Raw genomic sequence first — 405 nt, forward strand, 5'->3', positions numbered from 1 at the left:
GTTCCCGGAAACCTATCAGTTTATCGACGAGTTAACGGACAAACTCAAACTCAACCTGCAGGTTTACCGCGCGAAAGAGAGTGCGGCCTGGCAAGAGGCGCGCTACGGCAAGCTGTGGGAGCAGGGCGTTGAAGGCATTGAGAAATACAATGACATCAACAAAGTTGAGCCGATGAATCGGGCGCTGGAAGAATTGAATGCGCAGACCTGGTTTGCCGGTCTTCGCCGCGAACAGTCGGGTAGCCGCGCGACGCTGCCAGTGCTGGCTATCCAGCGCGGAGTGTTTAAGGTGCTGCCGATCATCGACTGGGATAACCGGACGGTCTACCAGTACCTGCAAAAGCACGGTCTGAAATACCATCCGCTGTGGGATCAGGGGTATCTGTCGGTCGGCGATACCCATAC

Annotated in this window: 1 protein-coding gene; it reads left to right on the forward strand. The window is 55.8% G+C overall.

What is annotated here, in order from left to right; genetic code table 11:
• Window positions 1–405, forward strand: a 405-nt coding sequence (locus GPA22_RS22515; RefSeq protein ID WP_169258294.1) for a phosphoadenylyl-sulfate reductase, incomplete at both ends; no start/stop codon positions are given.

It is taken from the genome of Aromatoleum toluvorans, from assembly GCF_012910905.1.
GTDB lineage: Bacteria > Pseudomonadota > Gammaproteobacteria > Burkholderiales > Rhodocyclaceae > Aromatoleum > Aromatoleum toluvorans.